The 20,469-nt window shown below is 69.6% G+C and carries 11 protein-coding genes and 1 tRNA gene; 7 read left to right on the forward strand and 5 right to left on the reverse strand.

Annotation, left to right across the window (positions count from 1 at the left end):
• Positions 1-207: 207 nt before the first annotated feature.
• On the forward strand, positions 208-1,203 hold the full coding sequence (locus ACFE65_RS11845) for a YncE family protein (RefSeq protein ID WP_375382564.1): 996 nt from the start codon (positions 208-210) through the stop codon (positions 1,201-1,203).
• A gap of 23 nt (positions 1,204-1,226) precedes the next feature.
• On the opposite strand, the gene ACFE65_RS11850 is transcribed toward ACFE65_RS11845, so the two are convergent.
• The 3 genes from ACFE65_RS11850 to ACFE65_RS11860 all read right to left on the reverse strand — a co-directional run bounded on the left by ACFE65_RS11850 (position 1,227) and on the right by ACFE65_RS11860 (position 6,708).
• Positions 1,227-4,292 carry an efflux RND transporter permease subunit gene (locus tag ACFE65_RS11850; RefSeq protein WP_375382565.1) on the reverse strand — a complete coding sequence of 1,022 codons (3,066 nt, stop codon included), beginning with the start codon at positions 4,290-4,292 and terminating at the stop codon, positions 1,227-1,229.
• Positions 4,289-5,233 carry an efflux RND transporter periplasmic adaptor subunit gene (locus tag ACFE65_RS11855; RefSeq protein WP_375382566.1) on the reverse strand — a complete coding sequence of 315 codons (945 nt, stop codon included), beginning with the start codon at positions 5,231-5,233 and terminating at the stop codon, positions 4,289-4,291. Before ACFE65_RS11855 ends, ACFE65_RS11850 begins: the two co-directional genes overlap by 4 nt.
• 101 nt (positions 5,234-5,334) lie before the next feature.
• Positions 5,335-6,708, reverse strand: coding sequence for a TolC family protein (locus tag ACFE65_RS11860; protein WP_375382567.1), 1,374 nt, complete (start codon positions 6,706-6,708; stop codon positions 5,335-5,337).
• Between the two features lie 182 nt (positions 6,709-6,890).
• Here ACFE65_RS11860 and ACFE65_RS11865 point away from each other — a divergent pair, with 182 nt between their 5' ends.
• From ACFE65_RS11865 to ACFE65_RS11885, 5 genes are all read left to right on the forward strand, one after another.
• Positions 6,891-9,314 (forward strand): TonB-dependent receptor, encoded by a 2,424-nt coding sequence (locus ACFE65_RS11865; RefSeq protein WP_375382568.1) that lies wholly within the window; start codon positions 6,891-6,893, stop codon positions 9,312-9,314.
• On the forward strand, positions 9,311-10,000 hold the full coding sequence (locus ACFE65_RS11870) for a phosphatase PAP2 family protein (protein WP_375382569.1): 690 nt from the start codon (positions 9,311-9,313) through the stop codon (positions 9,998-10,000). The genes ACFE65_RS11865 and ACFE65_RS11870 overlap by 4 nt, the downstream gene beginning before the upstream one ends.
• A gap of 119 nt (positions 10,001-10,119) precedes the next feature.
• Entirely contained in the window at positions 10,120-11,388 is a 1,269-nt protein-coding gene (locus ACFE65_RS11875; RefSeq protein ID WP_375382570.1) for a TolC family protein, read from the forward strand.
• Between the two features lie 37 nt (positions 11,389-11,425).
• The gene (locus ACFE65_RS11880; protein WP_375382576.1) at positions 11,426-14,569 is read left to right on the forward strand and encodes an efflux RND transporter permease subunit; all 3,144 of its coding nucleotides are present in this window, start codon (positions 11,426-11,428) and stop codon (positions 14,567-14,569) included.
• 32 nt (positions 14,570-14,601) lie between these two features.
• Positions 14,602-15,318, forward strand: coding sequence for a VIT1/CCC1 transporter family protein (locus ACFE65_RS11885; RefSeq protein ID WP_375382577.1), 717 nt, complete (start codon positions 14,602-14,604; stop codon positions 15,316-15,318).
• A gap of 92 nt (positions 15,319-15,410) precedes the next feature.
• On the opposite strand, the gene ACFE65_RS11890 is transcribed toward ACFE65_RS11885, so the two are convergent.
• A tRNA-Gly gene (locus tag ACFE65_RS11890) sits at positions 15,411-15,484 on the reverse strand.
• 163 nt (positions 15,485-15,647) lie between these two features.
• Positions 15,648-18,284: a M1 family aminopeptidase gene (locus ACFE65_RS11895; RefSeq protein ID WP_375382571.1), complete on the reverse strand. Its 2,637-nt coding sequence runs from the start codon at positions 18,282-18,284 to the stop codon at positions 15,648-15,650.
• 183 nt (positions 18,285-18,467) lie between these two features.
• On the opposite strand from ACFE65_RS11895, the gene ACFE65_RS11900 reads away from it, so the two are divergent.
• Complete coding sequence (locus ACFE65_RS11900; RefSeq protein WP_375382572.1) at positions 18,468-20,327, forward strand: potassium transporter Kup; 1,860 nt, start codon at positions 18,468-18,470, stop codon at positions 20,325-20,327.
• Positions 20,328-20,469: the final 142 nt, after the last annotated feature.

A 20,469-nucleotide genomic window follows, 5' to 3' on the forward strand; every position in this document is an offset into this window, starting at 1 on the left:
CTCCCTTATATCACGCGCAAGCCACTTACGAGACTGCCCCGTGCGCCTCATCGTTCCTGCTCACACCTCGTGCAAGCACCCGCAGCGTCGTCCGGTTCAGCAAGTCGCCGAAGCTATACAGGCCGAGACTCGGCGTCCGGGTCTGGCGTCGACGCGTTGGAGTGCGCATGGGTGACGCCAATCCAGCGGGAGCTTCAAACGGTGCGCATGATCCTTCTCTCCAGCGTCGCCCTTCTGCTCGCGGCTGCGGCTCCCGCCAGCGCACCGACATACCGGGTCGCGGGCAGCATCGCGGGGCCGGACGGCTCGGGCTGGGATTATGCCGCCGTCGACCCCGACCGCCACCACCTCTACGTCACCCATGGCGATACGGTGACGGACGTCGACCTCGCGCAGGCCAACGCCGTCCGCTCGATCGGCGCCATCCAGCACGGTCATTCGGTCATACCCGTTCCCGGCACGGGGACGCTGCTCGTCACCAGCGGCCGCGACAACACCGTGCGCCTGCTCGACGAGGCGAGCGGCGCGGAGACGGCGCGGCTGGCGGCGGGCGACGATCCCGATGCCGCCACCTATGATCCGGCGACGCGGCACGTGCTGGTGATGAACGCCCACGGCGGCAGCGTGTCGGAGGTGGACGTGGCCGGCCGCCGGATCATCCGCACCATCCCGGTCAAGCCGGCGCTCGAAGAAGGGGTGATCGGCCGCGGCCGGCGGCTGTTCATCAACGACGAGGACGCGAACGAGATCGAGGTGGTCGACCTCTCGACCGGCAAGCTCGAGGCGCCGATCCCGCTCACCGGATGCGAAAGGCCGACCGGGCTCGCCTATGACGCCTCGCACGACCGGCTGATCAGCGCCTGCGCCAACGGCAAGGCGGCGGTGGTCGATGCGGGGCGGCGGCAAGTGTCCGGGTTGGTGGACATCGCGCCTGGACCCGACGCCGCGCTGCTCGACGAGCGCCGCGGCGTGGTGCTGATCCCATGCGGCAAGGCCGGCGTGCTAGAGGTCCTGTCGCTCGGCGGCACCGTGACGAAGATCGCGACCGTCCAGACCGAGCCGGGCGCGCGCACGGGGGCGCTCGATCCGTCGACAGGCGCGGTCTATCTGCCGACCGCCCGGCTCGGCGCGCCGGCGACGCCGGGCGGGAGGCCCGTCGGGCTGCCCGGCACCTTCCACTTCGTGGTCGTCCGGCCGAGCTGACCCTCGCGCCGCCGCGACGAGGGTCACGCGGAGGTCGCGGTGCCCGCCTGCGGGATCGTGAGACGCACGAGCGCCGGCATCGCGAGCAGCACGAGCGGATATTGCAGCAGCAGCCCCGCGATGATCGCGATCGCGAGCGGCTGCTGGATGCCCGACCCCTGACCGATCGCGAGCGCCAGCGGCAGGAGCGTCAGGATCGCGGCCAGCGTCGTCATCGTGATCGGCCGCAGCCGGTTGCGGCTCGCCTCGCGCACCGCCTGCCCGGGCGGCATGCGATGCGCCAGCGCCTCGAACTCCGAGACGTAGAAGATCGCCATCTCGGTGCCGATGCCGATGATCATCGTCATGCCCATCAGCGCCGTGATGTTGAGGTCGACGCCCGTGAGCCAGAGCGCGGTGAAGACGGCGGTGGTCGACAGCAGCGAACAGCCGATGATGATGACCGGCGTCGCGAACCGGCGGTAGAGCAGGAGCAACAGCACGAACTCGGCGATCAGCGCCGCGACGAACACCCGGGCGAGCCCCGCGAAGGCGATCTGCTGCTGCTGATAAAGCCCGCCCAGCTCGTATCGTATCCCCGGCGCGAGCACGCCCGGCCGCCCCAGCGCCGCCACCACGTCGCCCACCGCCGCGCCGATGCCCCGGCCCTCGATGCGGCCGGTGACGGCGACCATCGGTTCGAGGTTCTCGCGCGCGATCTGCGGCTGGCCCACCACCGGCTGGAGATCGGCGACCCGCGACAGCGCGAACACGTGCCCGTCCGCCGCCCGGATCGGCAGCCGGGCGAGCTCGTCGCGGGTCATCGTCGTCATGTCGGGCAGCCGCACGCGCACGTCGACCGACTTGGTCGCCTGCGGCAGCGCGGTCGCGACCGTGCCGGTCAGCGACGCGTCGAGCGCGGCCTGCACGTCGGCGGGGGTGGTGCCCTCGAACCCTGCGCGGATCGGATCGATGTGGACGTCGATCGCGTCGCCCGCCAGCTGGACGCCGTCCTTCACCTCCACGACGCCGTCGATCCGGCCGATCAGCGCGGCGACCTTCCTCGCCTGCGGGTAGAGCAGGGCGGGATCGGCGACGAACAGCTTGATCTCGATCGGCTGCGGCACCGCCGTCAGGTCGCCGATCAGGTCCTCCATCAGCTGCGCGACCTCGACCTGGACGCCCGGCACCTCGGCGGTCACCCGCCCGGCGATGGCGGCGGCGACCTCCTCGGTCGGCCTGGCATGCGCGGGCTTGAGCCGGACGAAATAGTCGCCGTGATAGCTCTGCCCCAGGTCGCCGCCGAGGCCGGTGCCGAGCCGCCGCGAGAAGGTGAGCACGTCCGGATCGGCGTGCAGCATCGCGTCCACCTGCGCCATCTCGCGCCCGGTCTCGTCGAGCGAGGTGCCGGCCGGCGTGTAATAGTCCATGACGAAGCCGCCCTCGTCGACCTTGGGCATGAAGCCGGTGGGCACGTGGGCATAGCCGACATAGCCGATCGCCAGCAGCGGCACCGCGATGACGGCAAGCAGCCACGGCCTTGCCAGCAGCCCGTCGAGGCCGCGATCGTGCCAGCGGCCGAGCCGGCCCGCGCCGGCCGCGCCCGGATCATGCGCCCGGTCGAAGTCCACCAGCCGCCGCACGAGCACCGGCACGACGAACGCCGTCATCGCCCAGGATATGGCGAGCGCCGCCGCCATCGTCACGGCCAGCGCCTTGGAGAACGCGCCGGTGACGCCGGTGAGGAACGAGAGCGGCAGGAACACGATCAGCGTCGCGAGGCTCGATCCCGTCAGCGGCACCATGAACTCGCGCGCGGCGGGCAGCACGGCGGCGGCTCCTCTCGGCTGATCGTCACCTGTCGAGGGTTCGCTGCCGCCCGCGCGGCGGACGATATGCTCCACCATCACGATCACGTCGTCGATCAGCAGGCCGACCGCGGCGGCGATGCCGCCCAGCGTCATGATGTTGAAGCTCATGCCGCAGACCAGCAGGACCAGCACCGTCACCGCGAGCGTCGCGGGCACCACGATCACCGCCACCAGCGTGATCCGCCAGTCGCGCAGGAACACCAGCAGCACCAGCGCGGCGAGCACGAGGCCGATCAGCACCGCATCGCGCACGCTGGCGACCGACTGCGTGACGAGCTCGCTCTGGTCGTACCAGTTCACCAGCCGGGTGCCGGGCGGGAGCGCGAGGCCGGCAAGCCTGTCGCGGACCAGTTGCGCGACGCGCACCGAATTGCCGTCGGGCTGCTGGTAGATGTTGAACAGCACGGCCGGCTTGCCGTCCTCCACCACGCGCAACCATTGCGGCACCACGCCCTGCTGCACGGTGGCGACGTCGCGCACGCGCACCACGCCGGCGGGATCGGCCTTCACCACCACGTCGCCGACCTGCGCGGCGCCGGCGAGCGTGCGGTCGGCGATCACCAGCGACAGCCGCCCGCGATCCTGCACCCGCCCGACCGCGCTCAGCACGTTGCCGTTGGCGATCGCCGTCGACAGGTCGGTCATCGCGAGGCCGTGACTCGCGAGCCGCAAGGGGTCGGCGAGCACCTCCACCTCCGCCGTCTCGCCGCCCTGCACGTCGACGCGCGCGAGCCCGGCGATGCCGCTCAGCAGCGGCGTGACCTGGAAACGGGCGAAGTCCTGGAGCTGGACCGGGCTCGTCCGGTCTGATTCCAGCGCATAGGAGATGATTGGGAAGACGGTCGGGTCCATCCGCCGGACGGTGTAGGTCGTGCCGGCCGGCAGCGTGGCGACCGCGCGCGACATGGCGACCTCGACCAGCAGCGTGCCCGCCGTCATGTCACGACCCCAGCCAAAATCGATCGACACCTGCGCCGAGCCGCGCGTCGTCTCCGATCGCACGTCCTGCACCCCCTGCACCGCGCGCAGCGCCTGTTCGACGGGGCGGGTGACGGCGAGCGCGGTCTGGTCCGCGGGCCGCGAGCCTGCGTCGATGTCGACGACCACGCGGGGGAAGGCCACCTGCGGGAACAGCCCGATCGGCAGCGATAGCGCCGCGACCGCGCCAGCGACGGCCAGCGCGAAGGCGATGACGAGCAGCGCGCGCGACTGATCCGCGAGCAGCCGGACGTAGCTCATGTCGCCGGACCGGTGCGGATCGCGTCGCCGGCCGAGAGCTGGAAGGCGCCGTCCACGATCACCGGCGCGCGCGCGTCGAGCGGACCGGCGACGCAGTCCTGGTCGCCCTCGCTCGCGCGGACGGCGACGCTCACCGACCGCGCCTTGCCGCGGACGGCCTGGTACACCAGCGCCTTGCCGTCGGCGTCGATCACGACCGCGCGGTGCGGGACGATCCAGCCGGACGCGCGACCGGACTCGATCCCCACCCGCACCGCCTCGCCCGACAGCAGCGCGCCGGCCGGATAGCCGATGTCGACGTCCACCTGCCGCGTGCGCGGGTTGAGGACCGCATCGACGCGGACGATGCGGCCGGCGACCGGCGGCGCGGTGCCGTCCAGCCGGCTGAGCCTGACGGGCTCGCCGGCCCTGAGCTCGCCGCGCCGGGCCGGATCGATGCCGACGGTGACGATCATCGCACCCGTGCGCGCGATCGTCGCGAGCGCCTGGCCCGGCTGGGTGCGGTCGCCCGGCGCGACGGGCACGGTGGCGACGATCCCGGCGTGGGGCGCGCGGAGCGTCACGGTTCCGGCGCCCGCACCCTCCTGCCGCAGCGCGTCGAGTGCCGCTTGCGCGTCCGTGACCGCGCGATCGGCCTGGACGAGCTGATCGTTGGTCGCGAGCTGCTGGCCCAGCAGCGTCTGCGTCGTCCGTCGCTGCTTCTGCGCGGCGCGCAGCGCGTCGGCCGCCTGAACATAGCCGCTGCGGGCGGTCGGCGAAACGGTGAAGCTGGCGATCGGCTGACCGGCCGCGACGCGGGCCCCGGCGACCACCGCCACCGCCACCACCTGACCCGGCTGCGGCACGCTCAGCGTCGTGACGCCATTGGCCGCCGGCGCCGCCTGGCCGTAGCTCTCGATCAGCAGCGCCAACGATCCTTGGCGCGGCGCGATCGTGGTCACCAGGGTCGTTGGTACGGGCGTCGCGTCGGGTGCAGGCTGCGACGATCCGCATCCGGCCAACAGCGCAGCCCCGAGGCAGGGCAGGAGTGCGTGCGCCGCCCTCATCGCGCGGCTCCGGCCCGGCCTGGGTTGGGGCCCGGATCGGGCAAGCCCAGCGTGTCTACCTGCGGAAGGCCGGCACCGATCAGCGCTTCGATCGCGACCTGGCGATCGAGCAGCGCGAGCTGGAGGGTCAGCACTTCCTGTTCCTTGGCGAAGCGGTTGGTGACAAGGTCGACATAGGCCCGCTCGTCGAGCGCCGACGCCCCGAAGGCGGTGCTCGCGCGCGCCGCCGCGATGCGGGCGGCCGGCAAATCGCGCTGCACCACAGCGAGCTGCCGGCGGATCTGCTCGGTCTCGGTCAGCAGCGCCCCGACCTCGCCGACGACGGTACCCAGACGAGCCGCGTACTCCGCAGCGAGCTGCGCCCGCGAGGCCCGCGCGATCGCGACGTTGCCCTGGTTGCGGTCGAACACCGGCAGGCCGAGCTGGACGTTGGGACCGGCGTTGATGACCCGGCTGTTGTCGCTGGACGCGGCGCCGCCCAGGACCAGGTCCGGGAACTGCCCCAGGATCGCGGCCCGGAGCGTCTCGTCCTGCGCGGCGTAGCCCAGCCGGAGCGCGAGCAGGTCCGGCCGGCGCGCGGGCAGCGTGGGGATCAGCGCGCGCACCGCTGCAATGTCGAGCGGGGCGACGTCGTCCGTCGTCGCGAGCGGCAGCACCGCATCGGGCACGAGTCCCAGCAGGGCGTTCAACTGATGCCGGGCGCTCAACTGCGCCTGGTCGAGCGCCTGGAGATTGGCGCGCGCCTGCTGATACCCCAGCGCGCTCGGCGCCGTCGTCACCAGCGTGGCGTTGCCGGCGGCCAGGGCGGCCTGCGTCACCCGGTATCGTTGCTGAAGGAGAGCGAACGCCTGATCTAACAGCGCCCGGCTGCGCTCGCGCTCGATGATGTCGACGGCGAGCTGGCGGGCCGCGCCAGCCACCTGCCATTCCTGCCAGAGGAGATCCGCCTGCACCTGATGCGCGCTGTCGCGTGCCGCACGACGGCGGGGCTTGTAAACGAGCAGCGACTTGACGTCCTGGGCCAGCCCCACGCTCCAGGCGGGTACGTCGCCGACCCCGGAGATCAGCGGCAGGAATGCGCCGGACACGATCGGGTTGGGGAGCACCCGCGCCTGGACGAGCTGCGCCTCGGCCACTCCGCGTCGCTGGCGCGCGGCGACGAGGACGGGCGCGCGGCGGATGGCGAGCGCCACGACATCGCCGACGCCGAGCGGCCCGGATGGCATCCCTGCCAGCGCCGCCGCGTCCGGTGCCAGCGCTGCCTCCGCGGCGAGTGGTGCCGGCGTGTAGTGGGCGCAGCCGGCGGCCGTCGCGGCCATCACCAGGGCCGCGAGCGTGGAAGGAGGTACGGCGGAGGCAATGCGGTTCATCGTCACGCGTCGTATGGCAGTCCCGCCCCGCCGACCAGGTGCGCCACTCCGTGCGCCGAACCGAATCCTTCGCCGGCTCTTCAGGGCTGGCGGCGTGCTGCCATCAATCCGTCACAAAACTGAAGCCGGCCTGTCATCAGCCGATCGTAGCGCGCCAAGTGTAGTTGGGTCGGGGAAAGTTAATGTGCATTTCGTTCCATAGGCGGCTGACGCTCGGCGTCAGCGCGATCGGCCTGCTTGCCGTCGCCCAGCCGGCTCTCGCGGCGCCGACCGACAAGGCCGCCGCCGCAGCCATCGTTCCCACGGCGCCCGTGGTGCCGGACGACCAGCTGGCTCAGGCGACCGCCAAGGCCGACCCGCAGGCGGCGCGCGCGCAGGAGCAGGCGAGCGGCATCGCCGAGGGATCGGACGTGATCGTCACGGCGACGCGGCCCAACGAGGTCGCGCCGGTCACCGCGTCGCTGCAGACGACGCAGCCGCAGTCGATCATCTCGCGCTCGTTCATCGAGGACTCGCTGCCCGCGACCGCCGACTTCAATCAGATCGCGCTCATCAGCCCCAGTGTGTCCAACTTCGGAGCCGCCAACGGCCTCGGCCTGTCGGAATCGAAGGCGCAGATCCGCGGGTTCCAGGACGGCGAGTACAACATCACCTATGACGGCGTGCCGTTCGGGGACACGAACGATCCGACGCACCATTCGAACACGTTCTTCCCGTCCAACACGATCGAGACGCTGATCGTCGACCGCGGCCCGGGCAATGCGAGCCAGTTGGGCCAGGCGACGTTCGGCGGCAATTTCAACCTGTTCAGCCGCGCGACCCGCGCCACCTCCTCGCTGGACGTCCTGGGCAGCTATGGCTCGTTCGACACCTATCTGGTGCGCGCGGTCGCGCAGACGGGCGCGATCGACAAGCTCGGCGGCACGGAGGCGGTGTTCAGCGCGCAGCATATCGGCTCGCAGGGCGCGCGGACGTACAGCCCGTTCTCGTCCAACAACGTGTTCGGCAAGATCGTCGTGCCGATCGGCTCAAAGGCGCGGCTGACGATCCTTGGCACGTACAACGAGAACAGCTTCAACCAGCCCGACAAGGACGGCGTGACGCTGTCGCAGGCTGCGCTGTACGGCAAGTATTTCAGCCTGAACAACGATCCCAATTCACAGGACTATTACAAGTACAACTACACGCACAAGACGACCGATTTCGAGCTCGTGAAGTTCGAGGCGCAGTTGGCGCCGGCGTCCACCTTCGAGAACACGGCCTATACGTACAGCTACGACAACGAGACGCTGTCGGGCAACGACACGACCCTCTACGGCACGACCACACCGCTCGCGACGACCCCCGCGCAGGTCGCCGCCGCGGTGACGGCCGCGAACGTGGTCACGATCGCGCCCGCGGTCGGCAAGATCGCCGCGGTCACCGGGTTCGGCGTGCCCGGCTATACCAAGTCGAACCGGTATCGCATGTTTGGCGACATCGCCAAGACGCGGCTCGACTTCGGCTTCGGCGCGCTAACCGTCGGGGCCTGGCTGGAGTTTTCGAATACCTATCGCCAGCAGCGCGACGTCAACCTGATCGACCTGTCGCCCAACTTCATCGAAAAGGCCGTGACCAACCCGACCACGGGCGCCGCCACCCCGCAGAACATCCGGTTCGACCAGAACAGTCAGACCAACCATACCGAGGAGTTCGCCGAGCTGGAGTTGAGGCCGATCACGGGCCTGACGATCACGCCGGGGTTCAAGCATGTCGACTTCAACCGCAAGGTCGACGCAGCTTACAACCAGACCACCCGCTATGCGCAGACACTCAGCAGCGACTATACCGCCAATCTGCCGTTCGCGACGGTGAACTACGCCGTGACGCCGACCCTGTCGGGCTATTTCCAATATGCCAGGGGCTTCCTGGCCCCGTCGCTGAGCGTGCTGTACGTCGCCAACCCCGGTTTCTCGACCGTCGTGCCGGAGCGGTCGACCAATTACCAGCTCGGCAGCGTGTTCCACGGCCGCAGCCTGAGCATCGACGCCGACGTGTACAAGATCGATTTCGACAACAAGTTCGCCTCGTTCACCTCGGCGACGCCGGGCGTCGGCATCGTTTACTTCAACCAGGGCGCGGTGACCTACAAGGGCGTCGAGGGTCAGGCGACCTATGCGCTGCCGCATGGGTTCGCCGTCTTCGCCAACGGATCGCGCAACTATGCCAAGACGAACAATCCGGGATCGCCGCAGCAGCAGGTCGCCAATGCGCCCGAATGGACGGCGGCGGGCGGCCTACTCTACAAACAGGGCCCGATCCGCTTCTCGCTGATCGACAAATGGGTCGGGCACCAGTGGTTCCTGCAGCCCGGCGCCGGTCTGTACGATGCGCCGACCTACCAGAGCAACGGCTACAACACCGCGATCCTTTCGGTGCGCTACGAACTGAAGCGCATCCGCTTCGGGGTGGAGATCACCAACCTGTTCGACTCGACGCCCGTTAACAACATCACGCAGAATAAGAGCGTCACCGATCCCACGACCAAGGCGCTGGTCTATCCGTACGATCAGTACATCTTCCAGGTCGGCCGTGCGGTCACCGGCGACATCACGATCACGCTGTGACGAGGACATCGATCGTCCTGGCGCTGGCCGGGATGGGGCTCACGGCGGCGGCGCCGAAGCCCGCCGGGCTGCTCTCGCCCGCCGACCTCGATCCCGCGCTCGTGCTGCCGGCACCGCCGGCGGCGGGCAGCGCGCAGGCGATGGCGGAACTCGCCGAGCTTCATGCCGTCGAGCGCGCGCGGACCCCCGATCAGGCCGCCGCCGCGCGCGCCGAGGGCGACGTCAAGGACGCAAGCATCTTCGCAGACGCGATCGGGCCGGGGTTCGACCTCGCACGGCTCCCGGCGACCGCGCAGCTGATGGCGATGGTGCGGGCGAGCGAGAAGGGCGTGGTCGATCGCGGCAAGGACGAGTTCCGCCGCCCACGCCCGTGGATCGTCGATCCTGCGATCGCCACGTGCAAGCGTAACGGCGAGGAGCCGCTGTCGAGCTATCCGAGCGGCCATACGAGCAGGGCGTTCGCCTATGCGGGCGTGCTGGCGCGTCTGTTTCCGGACCGCGCCGCCTCGATCCTCGCGCGCGCGTCACTTTATGCGGAGAGCCGCATCACCTGCGAGCAGCATTTCCGGAGCGATCTGGCGGCGGGGGAGGCGCTCGGCCTGCTCGTCGCGGAACGGCTGATGCAGAAGCCGGCGTTCGTGGCAGCCTATGACAAGGCGGCGATCGAGTTGCGCCAGCGCCGTTAGGGCGGTCCGATCAGGTCGATCCAACCAACTCCGTTTGCCGTTCACATTCTGGCAGCGGACTTAGGCGACGAAGCGCAAGATGGTTCGTTAGAGGTTGCGAACAGCGGCCGGGAACCATCATGCGTCACTTCTGGCTCGGCACTGCGCTGTTGCTTGTCGCCCCCACGATCGCCGCGGCGCAGGAGCGACCCGCGATGTCGCTGGATGCGCTGGCGCGCGATGTCGTCGCCAACAACCCCGAGCGCCAGTTCTACGTCCGCCAGATAGACACCGCGGGGGTCGAGCGCGACGCGGCGCGACGGCCCACCGATCCGGAGGTGACGGTCGAGTTCGGCCAGCGACGCTTGGAGGACCCCACAACGGGCGCCCGGACCGGCGATGCCGCGGCCTATGCGGTCTCGGTCGTGCAGCCGATCGAGTTCGGCGGCCGGATCGCGCTGCGCCGCGCCATCGCCGAGCATCAGGTGACGTTGGCGCGGATCGGCCTCGCCGCGTTCGACGCCACGCTCGCGGCGCGCGCCCGCTCGCTCGGCTATGCGCTGTTCGCCGCCGACGAGAAGGCCGCCGCCGCGCGGGTCGTGGCGGGACGGATGCGCGAGCTTGCCCACATCATCGTGTCGCGCGATCCCGCCGGACCGGCGCCGACGCTCGACGCGGCGGTGCTGCGCGCCGGAGCGATCACCGCCGAGCGCGATGCCGCGACCGCCGATGCCGCAGCGAACTCGGCGCTGTACGAGCTCAACCAGTTGCGCGGCGCGTCGTTCGTCGCCCGCATCCGCATCATCCACCCGGACATGAGCTTGCCGGCGCTCCCGTCGGGAACGGCGCTGGCGGCGCGGATCGACGAACGCAGTTTCGAGCTCCAGTCGCTCCGCGCGCAGTTCGAGCAGCAGGGCCCGCGCGTCGACCTCGCCCGCAAGGCACGCATCCCGGTCGTCGCGATCGGCCCTTATTACGACCACAGCGGCGCGGACCGGCAGACCAACTATGGGATCCGGCTGACGACATCGCTGCCGGTGTGGAACGCGCAGGCGGGGCCGGTCGCGCAGGAGCAGGGCCGGCAGGCGCAGGCCGACGCCACGCTCGTCAACGCCCAGCGACGGATCGCACGCGAGGTGTTCGACCAGTCGGCGCAGTACGAGGCGAAGCGCACCGCGCTGCTGCAGTGGAGCGCGGACACCCCGCAGTCGTTCGCGGACCGTGCGGCGGAGGCGGACCGCAACTTCCGGCTCGGCGCGATCCCGCTGACGACCTACACGCAGATGCAGGACGCCTATCGCTCCGCGCTCAACGCCGTGCTCGACACGCGCGCCGAGGCGCTGGACGCGCTGCTGCAACTGCGCGCGCTCGCCGGCGGCACCCTCGACGGCGCGCCGGCCCAGCCATGAACGCCCAGCCATGGTGGCCAGCCATGAAGGGCCAGCCATGAACGGCTGGCTCGGCTGGGTCACCGGCCACCGGCTGGCGGTCGCGATCATCGCCGCCATCGTCGCGATGGTGGGCATCTGGTCGTTCTCGACGCTCGAGATCGACGCGATCCCGGACGTGACCGGCGTGCAGGTGCAGATCAACACCACCGTCCCCTCGCTCGCGCCCGAGGAGATCGAGCATCTGGCGACGCTGCCGATCGAGCGCGCGATGGGCGGCCAGCCCGGGCTCGACGAGATCCGTTCGCTGACCAAGACCGGGCTGAGCCAGGTGACGCTGCTGTACAAGGACGGCACCGACCAGTTCCGCGCGCGCCAACTCGTCACCGAGCGGCTGAACGCGGTGCAGAGCCAGTTGCCGCCCGGATCGGAACCGCAGCTCGCGCCGATCACCACCGGGCTTGGCGAGATCTATTACTATACGCTCGAATGGCGCCAGCCGCCGCGCGGCATGGCTCCGATGCGCCAGTTGATGGAGCTGTACGAGGCGCAGGAATATACGGTCCGCCCGATGATGCGCGCCGTGCCGGGCGTGGCGGACGTCAATTCCAACGGCGGGCTGGAACAGCAGTTCGTCGTCGAGCCCGATCCGCGGCGGCTGGCGATGCACGGCGTCACCGCGGCCGAACTGGCGGACGCGGTTGGCAAGAACCTCGCCAACGCCGGCGGCGGTACGGTCAGCCGCGGGACCGAGCGCTTCACCGTGCTGACGAATGCCCGGGTCAGCGACGCCGCGATGATCGAGGCGATCCCGGTCAAGTTCGCCGGCGGCGCCCTCCCGCTGACGGTGCGCGACCTTGCCGACGTCGCGATCGGCTCCGCGCCGCGACAGGGAGCCGCGACGCAGGACGGGCGCGAGACGGTGCTGGGCACGGTGATGATGCTCGTCGGTCAGAACAGCCGCGAGGCCGCGGTGCGCGTCCACGACGCGCTGCCCGACATCCAGGCGGCGCTGCCCCACGGCATGGTGCTGCACGAGCAATACAGCCGCGCCGACATCGTCGAGCGGACGATCCATACCGTCGAGCGCAACCTCGGCGAGGGCGCGCTGCTCGTCGCCCTCGTGCTGTTGCTGGTGATGGGCAATTGGCGCGCGGCGGTGATCGTGGTGCTGGTGATCCCGCTCGCCTTCCTCGTCACCGTGACGGGCATGCACATCATCGGCCTGTCGGGAAACCTGATGAGTCTCGGCGCGCTCGACTTCGGCCTGATCGTCGACGGCGCGATCGTGGTGGTGGAGAACAGCCTGCGGCTGATGACGGAACGCGCCCGCGACAAGGAGGATGAGCTCAGCCCCGAGCAGCGGCGCGCCATCGTCATCGAGGCGGCGCGCGCGGTCGCGCGGCCGACGCTGTTCGGCATCGCGATCATCACGCTCGTCTATGTCCCGATCCTCAGCCTGGGCGGCGTCGAGGGCAAGCTGTTCCAGCCGATGGCGAAGGCGGTGATGCTCGCGCTCGCGTCCGCGCTGGTATGGACGTTCACCGTCGTGCCGATGCTGGCGAGCCTGTTGCTCCGCGCGCCCGCGCAAGCGACGGACGACAGTCGGCAGCGCGGGCTGATCGGCCTCGCCGAACGTGGCTACCGCCCGACGCTGGAGCGCGCGCTGGCGCATCCGGCGATCCTGTCGCTGATCGCGGTCGCGCTGATCGCGGGCGCATTCGTGACGTTCAAGACGCTGGGATCGCAGTTCACGCCGCAGCTCGACGAAGGCTCGATCACTGCGATGGTCTACAAGCCGGTCGGCCAGTCGCTGGAGAAGAGCCTGGCGACCGAGCAGGCGACCGAGCGCGACCTCCTGCGCCGCTTCCCGCAGATCACCCACACTTTCTCGCGCATCGGCACCAGCGAGGTCGCGACCGATCCGATGCCGCCCAACGAGAACGACCTGTACATCTTCTACAAGCCGGAAAAACAGTGGCCCGCCCAGGGCCCGCAGACCAAGGAGGCGCTCAACAGCGCGATCGACAAGATCGAGGGAAAGCGCGGCCAGACGTTCGAGTTCGCCCAGCCGATCCAGATGCGCTTCAACGAGATGCTCGAGGGCACGCGGTCGGACATCTCGGTCAAGATATACGGCGACGATTATGATGTGCTCGAAAAGGCGGCGCAGCAAGCGAAGAAGGTGCTCGAAGGCCTGCCCGGCACCGGCGACGTCGAGTTCGAGGCGGCGGGGCGGACGCACAGCATCGTCGTCGAGCTCGATCGCGCCGAGCTGGTGCGGCTCGGCCTCGGCACGGGCGAAGTGGACAAGGCCATCGCCGACGCGGTCGCGGGCGCGGAGGTCGGCTTCATCCCCGAAGGCGAGGCGCGCCATGCGGTGGTGATCCGCATGCCCGAGAGCCTGCGCGCCGACCCGGCCGCGATCCTGGCGCTGCCCTTGCGCGTCGGCCAGTATGGCATGGTGCCGTTGTCGCGCGTCGCGCACCTGAAGACCACGCGCACCGTCGAGCCGATCCTGCACGACGACACGCACCGCCGCGCCGCGCTGATGGTCAACCTCAAAACCAGCGACCTCGAAGGCTATGTCGACAAGGCGCGCGCGGCGGTCGCCCAGCAGGTGAAGCTCCCGCCCGGCTACCGCGTCGAGTTCGGCGGCCAGTTCCACCAGCTCGAAGCCGCGAAGAAGCGGCTGAGCCTCGTCGTCCCCGCCGCGCTGATCCTGATCTTCGGGCTGGTCTACGCCGCGCTCGGCAGCGTGCGCGACTCGCTGATCGTCTATGCGGGCATACCATTCGCGGTGATCGGCGGCGTGTTCGCGCTGGCGCTGCGCGGCATGCCGTTCTCGATCACGGCGGCGATCGGCTTCATCGCGCTGTCGGGCATCGCGATGTTGAACGGGCTGGTGATGATCGACCACATCAACGCGCTGCGCCGGGACACCGACGTCGACGAGGCGGTGCGCCGGGGCGCGCGCGACCGGTTGCGGCCGGTGTTGTCGACCGCGCTCGTCGCCTCGATCGGCTTCGTGCCGATGGCGATCGCGACCGGTGCGGGCGCGGAGGTCCAGCGCCCGCTCGCAACGGTGGTGATCGGCGGGATCGTCAGCTCGACATTGCTGACGCTATTGCTGTTGCCCAGCCTGTATCGCTGGGTCGAGGCGCAGAATGCCGGACAGCAGACCAGGAACGCAGCTACGTGATGGCGGACCAGCGGGGACTTGCCAGCGTGACGATGCCAGCCGGAGCCGATCCCGACGTGCAACAGCGCGAAGGCCATTTCGTCACCCGCATCGGCTGGCTGCGGGCGGCCGTGCTCGGCGCAAACGACGGCCTGTTGTCCACGGCCAGTCTGATGGTCGGCGTCGCAGCGGCCGCCGCCGGACCGTCGCAGCTGATCCTGACCGGCGTGGCGGGCATCGCGGCCGGAGCCATGTCGATGGCGGCAGGCGAGTATGTCTCGGTGAGTTCGCAGGCGGACGCCGAGAAGGCGGACATCGAACGTGAACGACGCGAGATCGAAGCCGACCCGGAGCACGAGAAGCGGGAACTCGCCGCCATCTACGTCGCGCGCGGCCTTCCCGAAGACCTAGCCGCCAAGGTGGTGGACGCGCTGTCCGCGCGCGATGCGCTTGAGGCCCACGCCCGGGACGAACTTGGCATCACCCAGACCTCGACGGCAAACCCGACCCAGGCCGCGATGGCGTCGGCGGCGTCGTTCATGGCGGGCGGCCTGGCGCCGCTGCTCGCGGCATTGCTGTTGCCGGGAGCCGAGGCCTTGCGCGGCATCGTCATCGTCACGGTGCTCACGCTGGCCGTCCTGGGGGCGGCCGGAGCGCGCGCCGGCGGCGCACCCTTGCTGCCGGGCGTCGTCCGTGTCGTGATCTGGGGATCGGCAGCGATGGCGGTGACGGCGGCCGTCGGGCATGTGTTCCATGCGGCGATCGGCTGATCCCGCTACTGGTACGCTCGATCCGCGACCCGAACGCTGAGTCGAAACGGCTTCAAGCGGCCAAAGAGGCTCTAAATACCAGTGCCCCGGGGTGGAGCGGGTGAAGGGAATCGAACCCTCGTCGTAAGCTTGGGAAGCTTCTGCTCTGCCATTGAGCTACACCCGCGCGCGACAACCGACGAGGCCCTCGATCAAGCGAGGAGCATCCGGTTACCGAACGTCAGTACGTTTGGCAGCAGGGGACCACCTAGTCAACGGCGGGACGGCGCCACGTCCTGCGTATCACATTCGTTCTACCGGTCTGAGATGGCTCGCCGCGTCACCGATCGTTATCGCGCCGCCAGGATCGCGGCGTTCATCTCGGCCTGTTTCGCGTCGCGCAGGACGCCGCAGTGACGGATATTCTCCACCGTCCGCTGGAACTCCAGCACGCCGGCGTTGACGGCCCGGACCTTGGGGCCGAGCGTCGCCTCGATCCGATCGGCCCGATCGGCGCCGCATTGCAGGCCGAACATCCCGGGCAGCCGGCTGGTCGTGAAGATGCCGTTGCCGCCTGCCGTGAGCGCGGCATAGTTGGCGAGGATCCAGTTACCGGCGAGGTCGGCCGTTTCGGGCGTTCCCGCAAGGCCGGCCAGAAGCTGCAGCCGCTCCAGCGATCGCAACCGCGGGTCCTGGAACGAGAGCAGCCAGCCGGCGACGTCCGGTCGGCCGGTCGTGCCGATCGCGCCGAGCGCCGCCGAGCGGAAGGTGGCGTCCTCGCTTGCCAACGCCCGCGCCATCAGCGCCTTCGCGTCCGCCAGACCGCCTGCGGCCAGATGGACATCCAGCGCGGCACCGACGAACGCCGGATCGAGCGCGCCGCGGTTGCCGGCCAGATAGGCGGTCGCAGCGCGGTCCAGCGTCGCCCGGACGCCCGCGTCCTGGCCCTCGCTCGCCAACAAGCCGACGAGCTGCTGGCGGATGTCCTGCCGGTCTGGCGCATCCGAAGCATAGGTGCCGGCGCGCGGATCGAAGCCGAGCGCCGTCAGCTTGGGTCCGTAGATGGCGTCCAGCAGCGCGCGATAGGCGGGCAGCGTCGCAGGCAGGAGGAAGCCCCGGCTATGCCATCCCGCCAGGATAGACGCCGGCTGCAGGCTCACCTCCGAACTCGGGTTGTCGGCCATCACGCGCGCCGCGGTGACGATCCAGTCGGCGGGCGCGGAGCCCGCGCGGAAGGCGGCGTTCAGGCTGTCGACCGTCGCCAGCGCCTCGCCCGGCTCCAGGCTCGCGCCCTGCGCGATCAGCGCCTTCCAGTCGGCGGGCGACAGGGTAAAACGGTAATAGCCGGTGCCGCCGGCGTTCGGCACGATGACCGCCGCCGGCCTGGCGTCGATCGTCATCGTCGGCTTGTCGAGCAACGTACAACTGCGGGTCGTGCCGGTGCGCACGCACAGCGGGATCGTCCACTGTTCGGCCGCGGGACGGCTGCCGAGGTAGGCGTAGCGCGATTGCGTGGCGAGCAGCCGGTCGCCCTGGCGGGCGATCGCCACGGTCGGCACGCCCTGCTGATCGACGAAGCTGCGCATCGCGGTGACCACGCGCGGGTCCTTCGCCGAATCGGCGAGTGCCTGGAAGAACTGCTCGGACGTCGCATTGCCATACGCATGGCGCGACAGGTGGAGCCGCACGCCGTCGCGGAACTTGTCGTCACCCAGATAGGCGGCGATCATCGTGATGACCTGACCGCCCTTGCCATAGGTGATCGTGTCGAACGCGTTGTCGATCTCGCTGTTCTGCGCGATGTGCTGGTGGATCGGCCGCCCGACCTCCAGCGCGTCCGTGCTCATCGCCGAGAAGCCTTCGGCGAGGCCGCCGACGCCGATGTTGAGCTCGGGCCGCCACTCGTTGCCGATGCGGTAGCCCATCCAGTTGGCGAAGCTCTCGTTCAGCCAGGTGTCGTCCCACCAGGCGGGCGAGACGAGGTCGCCGAACCACTGGTGCGACAGCTCGTGCGAGACGACCATGCCGAACACCTGCTTCTGCCGCGTCGGCGCGGTGCGATCGACGAACAGGATGCCGTCGCCATAGATGTCGGCGCCCGCATTCTCCATCGCGCCCGGCATCACCGGCGAGCCGATCTGATCGAGCTTGGGAAAGGGGAAGGCCTGGCCGAAATACCGCTCCAGCAGCGACACGATCCGCGGGCTCTCGGCCATCGCATAGTCGAGCTTGCCGTTCTGCGCCTGCGTCGCGACGACGCCGAGCGGGAGCGGGGTCGAGCGGTTCGCGTTGGCGGGCACCGCGCCCATCGGGTGCAGGAACGGTCCGGTCACCATCGCGACGAGATAGGTCGGCAGCGGCTTCGTTACCTGGAACACGTGCTTCTCGAGCGGTCCCACCCCCTTTGGCTCGACAGGGGTGACGCTCGCCTCGGGCGCGTTGCTGATCGTCTTGTTGCCGGGCGCCGTGGTGATCGAGATCGCGAACGGAGTCTTGCACCCCGGCTCGTCGAACGACGGGTAGGCGGCACGCGCGTCGATCGACTCGAACTGCGTCCAGCTGTACCAGGTTCCGCCGACGTTGATCCGGTACAGCCCGGACGGATTGGCGCCGAACGCCGCGTCATAGTCGAACGTCAGCGTGATCGGCCCGGTCACCGGTGCCGGAAAGTCGAGCCGTACCACGCCAGTATCGTCGACCTGCGTGTAGCGGACCGGCATCGTCGCCCCCCGGACGGTCGCGACCGAGCGCGTGACGTGCAGGTCGCGCCCGTGCATGTAGAGCCGTGCCGTCGGCGCCTTCACCGTCACGTCGATTTCGTCATGGCCCGAGAACCGCGGCTGGTTGGGCAGGATCGTCATGTCGAGGCGATAGGCGGTCGGCGTGGCGGCATCGGGCAGCTTGCCGACGGGCGCGGCCGGATCGGTCGGCGCCGCGAGCGCGCCGCTTGCACAGGAGAGAAGCAGGGCGGCGAGCATCGGGCGCATCGGTTGGTGTCCAGGTTCTGGAGTGTCGTGGCCGACTAGAGCGCGCCGTCTTTCCCGGCAAGGCGGGCGACGCTGGAACGGCCTTGGCTCCCCCTGCGTATTCGCCAGGGCAGCAGCGGCTACGAGCCGCCTAGGGGGAAGACGCGAGTGCAGCAGCCGGCAGGACGCAAGGGCGCCCGTTCCATGTTCCGCCGCTCGACGCTCGCGGCGAGCCTAGCGGCACTCGGCATCGTCTACGGCGATATCGGCACCAGCCCGCTTTATGCGTTCAAGGTCGCCGTCCAGGCGGCGGGTGGCACGCCGGGCGTGGCGGCAGTCGGCACGGCATCGCTCATCATCTGGTCGCTCGTCCTCGTGGTGTCGCTCAAATATGCCGCACTGATCCTGCGGGCCGACAACCATGGGGAGGGGGGCGTCGTCGCTATGCTGGCGCTGCTGGGCGCGCGGGATGCCGCGCCCCGCAGCCGCCATGCGGCCTTGCTCGTGCTCGGCCTCGTCGGCGCGGCATTGCTCTATGGCGATGGCGCGATCACGCCCGCGATCTCGGTGCTGAGCGCGGTGGAAGGGTTGAAGGTCGACGCGCCGCACCTTGGGCCCGCGGTCCTGCCGATCACGGTTGCGATCCTGGTCATGCTCTTCGCCGTTCAGTCGCGCGGGACGGGCTTCATCGGCCGTGTCTTCGGGCCGGTGATGCTCGTTTGGTTCGCGCTGCTGGCGCTGTTGGGAGTGGTGGCCATCACCCGGCATCCGGCGGCCCTGGAGGCGCTCGATCCTCTCTTCGCGATCAGGTTCGTCGTCGGCGCGCCTCTTGCCGTCAGCTTCGCCGTCCTTGGTGCGGTATTCCTCGCGGTGACCGGCGGCGAGGCGATGTATGCCGACATGGGCCATTTCGGTCGCTTCCCGATCCGGCTCGCCTGGTTCGCGGTGGCGCTGCCGGCACTGGTGATCAACTATCTCGGTCAGGCGGCGCTCGTGGCCGCCGATCCCGCCGCGCTGGCCAACCCCTTCTACGGCTTGGCGCCGGCCTGGGCGCACTATCCGTTGATCGTGCTCGCCACGATGGCGACGGTCATCGCCAGCCAGGCGATCGTGTCGGGCGTCTTCTCTTTGACGCAGCAGGCGATCCAGCTCGGCTTCCTGCCGCGTCTCTCGATCCTGCACACGGCCGCGGATCAGGAGGGGCAGGTCTATCTGCCACTCGCGAACTGGCTGCTCGCGGTCGGGACGCTGGCGGCGGTGCTGACGTTCCGCTCATCGGACGCGCTGGCGGGCGCCTACGGCATCGCGGTGTCGGGATTGATGGCGATCTCTACCTTCCTCGCGGCGCTCATCGCGATCCGCTGGGGCTATAACCCCGTGCTAGTGATCGCGGTGAACGGCGGATTTTTCCTCCTCGACCTCGTGTTTTTCTCGGCAAATGCCGTGAAGCTGCTCGAAGGCGGCTGGTTCCCGCTCCTCATCGCCGGCGTCCTTGCTTTCCTGATGCTCACCTGGCGCACCGGCGTCCGACTGGTCGAGGAGGCGCGCGCCGATCTCCGCGAAGACGAGGCCGAGTTCCTGGCCGCCTTGCCAACGATGGCGCCATGCCGAACGCCCGGCATCGGCGCGTTCCTCAGCGCCGCGGAGACGGGTATCCCGTTGTCCTTGTCGCAGCACGTCCGGCACAACCGGGCGTTGCAGGAGCGGGTGGTGCTCGTCTCGGTCGCCACGGTCGAGACGCCGTTCGTGGCGGAAGGTGAGTGCGCGACGGTTCAGAAGGTCGCGGACGGGGTCGACCGGGTGATGCTGCGCTTCGGTTTCATGGAAGATATCAACGTGGCGAGCGGGCTGGCGGCAGCGAAGCTCTTTTCAACCGAGGAGCTTGGCAGGATCAGCTATTACATCGGCCGCGAGACGGTGGTCGCCGACGCGCGTATTCCGGGGATGGCCACGTGGCGCGAAGGGCTTTTCGTTTCCATGCAACGCAATTCAACGCCGACCGGCAGCTCGTTCCGTATACCGTCGCGCCAGCTTGTGGAGGTTGGCACCGAGGTTCGGATTTGAGCACCGATCGCGTTGGTGGGCGAGCGCGTCAGATCAGGCAACGCTGCCGATCCTCACCTTCTTCGTTGGTATCCCTCAGATTTGCTGTTGACGTTTATCCTGTGGCCGCCTAGATCGCTGTCACCGCGGCGGCGTGGGCCAT

Source organism: uncultured Sphingomonas sp. (assembly GCF_964237335.1).
Classification (GTDB): domain Bacteria; phylum Pseudomonadota; class Alphaproteobacteria; order Sphingomonadales; family Sphingomonadaceae; genus Sphingomonas.

Bases quoted from the DNA above. Each gene is read 5' to 3' on its own strand.
- ACFE65_RS11900 (WP_375382572.1), top strand. From the start codon at position 18,468: ATGTTCCGCCGCTCGACGCTCGCGGCGAGCCTAGCGGCACTCGGCATC.
- ACFE65_RS11865 (WP_375382568.1), top strand. From the start codon at position 6,891: ATGTGCATTTCGTTCCATAGGCGGCTGACGCTCGGCGTCAGCGCGATC.
- ACFE65_RS11860 (WP_375382567.1), bottom strand. From the start codon at position 6,708: ATGAACCGCATTGCCTCCGCCGTACCTCCTTCCACGCTCGCGGCCCTG.
- ACFE65_RS11875 (WP_375382570.1), top strand. From the start codon at position 10,120: ATGCGTCACTTCTGGCTCGGCACTGCGCTGTTGCTTGTCGCCCCCACG.
- ACFE65_RS11885 (WP_375382577.1), top strand. From the start codon at position 14,602: ATGCCAGCCGGAGCCGATCCCGACGTGCAACAGCGCGAAGGCCATTTC.
- ACFE65_RS11895 (WP_375382571.1), bottom strand. From the start codon at position 18,284: ATGCGCCCGATGCTCGCCGCCCTGCTTCTCTCCTGTGCAAGCGGCGCG.
- ACFE65_RS11845 (WP_375382564.1), top strand. From the start codon at position 208: ATGATCCTTCTCTCCAGCGTCGCCCTTCTGCTCGCGGCTGCGGCTCCC.
- ACFE65_RS11850 (WP_375382565.1), bottom strand. From the start codon at position 4,292: ATGAGCTACGTCCGGCTGCTCGCGGATCAGTCGCGCGCGCTGCTCGTC.
- ACFE65_RS11880 (WP_375382576.1), top strand. From the start codon at position 11,426: ATGAACGGCTGGCTCGGCTGGGTCACCGGCCACCGGCTGGCGGTCGCG.